The following is a 1923-nucleotide window of genomic DNA, read 5'->3' as shown; positions in this document are numbered from 1 at the left end:
TTATTCGAGTGCTGCTACGCCGGCTACGATTTCAGTGATTTCCTGAGTGATCGCTGCTTGACGAGCACGGTTAAATTGTAATGTTAACGAATCGATTAGGTCAGACGCATTGTCTGTCGCCGTCTTCATCGCTGTCATACTGGAAGCATGTTCGCTCGCTTTTCCATCGAGTACCGCTCCATAAATGAGGCTCTCCGTGTATTGTGGGAGAAGTGTTTCGAGAATCGCTTCTGCTGAAGGCTCGAACTCATAAGATGATGAAGCTGATACAGATGAAATATCTGTGAGTGGAAGCAATTTACGTTCAGTTGCTTCGTTGGAGATGGCGGAGATGAAGTGGTTGTAATACAAGAACACTTCATCGTAAACGCCTTCTGTGAACATGCCAACAGCCCGATTCGCGATATCTTTTACTTCTTCAAAACGAGGGTGATCCGAAAGTCCGATCAGGCTTTCTTCAATCTGGTAACCCAGACGGCCGAAGAATTCATAGCCTTTACGACCGATCGCGATAATGACCACTTCATCTTTCGATTTATGGCGTTGTTCGATTGCACGGGTAACGGCACGGAAAATGTGCGAGTTATATCCACCAACAAGTCCACGGTCAGAAGTCACTACGATGTACGCAGACTTCTTTACGGGACGTGCAGTTAATAAAGGATGCCCAGAATCTTTCGTTACGGCTGCAATAGCACCAACTACTTCTTCTACTTTATCCATGTAAGGTACGAATTTCTTCGCATTGACTTCAGCACGGTTCAGCTTGGAAGCAGATACCATTTGCATCGCTCTCGTGATTTGACTCGTCTTTTTTGTTGAAGCAATACGGCTTTCTATCTCGCGTAAGGACGCCACTGGCTATTCACCACCTTTATTTTAAGATCCATTCAAGGAAAATTAAGCTTCAGAAGTCACAAAGTTTTTCTTGAATTCGTTGAACGCTGCGCTCATTACGTCATCAGCTGGAAGATCTTTCGTTGTACGAATGTGATCATACACTTCCGTATGGTTAGATTCTAACCAGCTAGTGATTTCACTTTCAAAACGCAATACGTCTTTTACTGGAATATCGTCGAGGTAACCGCGTGTCAGTGCATATAGACTGATTACTTGGTATTCGACTTTCAACGGCTTGTTCAAGTCCTGCTTCAAGATTTCAACTGTGCGGTGACCGCGGTCCAGTTTCGCTCTTGTAGTAGGGTCTAGATCTGAACCGAATTGTGAGAATGCTTCTAGTTCACGGAATGCTGCCAAGTCCAAACGAAGTGTACCGGCAACTTTCTTCATTGCTTTAATTTGCGCTGAACCACCAACACGGGATACGGAAAGACCGGCGTTGATCGCTGGACGTACACCTGAGAAGAATAGGTCAGACTGCAAGAAGATTTGTCCGTCTGTAATAGAAATTACGTTTGTTGGGATATAAGCAGAGATATCTCCCGCTTGTGTCTCAACGAACGGCAATGCTGTAATAGATCCTGCTCCTAGTTCGTCATTCAACTTTGCAGCACGCTCAAGTAGGCGGCTGTGTAGGTAGAAGACATCCCCTGGATATGCTTCACGACCTGGAGGACGACGAAGTAGCAAGGACAGTTCACGGTAAGCTGCTGCTTGTTTAGATAGATCATCATAAACGATTAGCACGTGCTTGCCTTCGAACATGAATTCTTCTGCCATCGAAATACCTGTGTATGGTGCCAAGAATAGCATTGGCGACGGGCTTGATGCAGATGCAGTAACTACGATTGTGTAATCGAGTGCACCGTTTCTGCGTAGAGTTTCAACAACTCCACGAACAGTAGATTCTTTTTGACCAATTGCAACATAGATACAGATCATGTCTTGGTCAGCTTGGTTTAGGATTGCGTCAATTGCAACAGTTGTTTTACCTGTTTGACGGTCACCGATGATTAATTCACG

Annotated in this window: 2 protein-coding genes; both read right to left on the bottom strand. The window is 45.0% G+C overall.

The annotated features are described in order from the left end of the window. Complete coding sequence (gene atpG / locus CVD27_RS02280; protein WP_101646284.1) at positions 1-858, bottom strand: ATP synthase F1 subunit gamma; 858 nt, start codon at positions 856-858, stop codon at positions 1-3. A gap of 42 nt (positions 859-900) precedes the next feature. Next, positions 901-1923: F0F1 ATP synthase subunit alpha (gene atpA, locus CVD27_RS02275; protein WP_101646283.1), on the bottom strand; the 1023-nt coding region annotated here is incomplete at its 5' end.

Origin of the sequence: Neobacillus cucumis (assembly GCF_002860255.1) — a bacterium.
In the GTDB taxonomy this organism is placed as follows: Bacteria; Bacillota; Bacilli; order Bacillales; family Cytobacillaceae; genus Neobacillus; species Neobacillus cucumis_A.
This window is presented reverse-complemented; position numbering and strand designations above follow the sequence as displayed.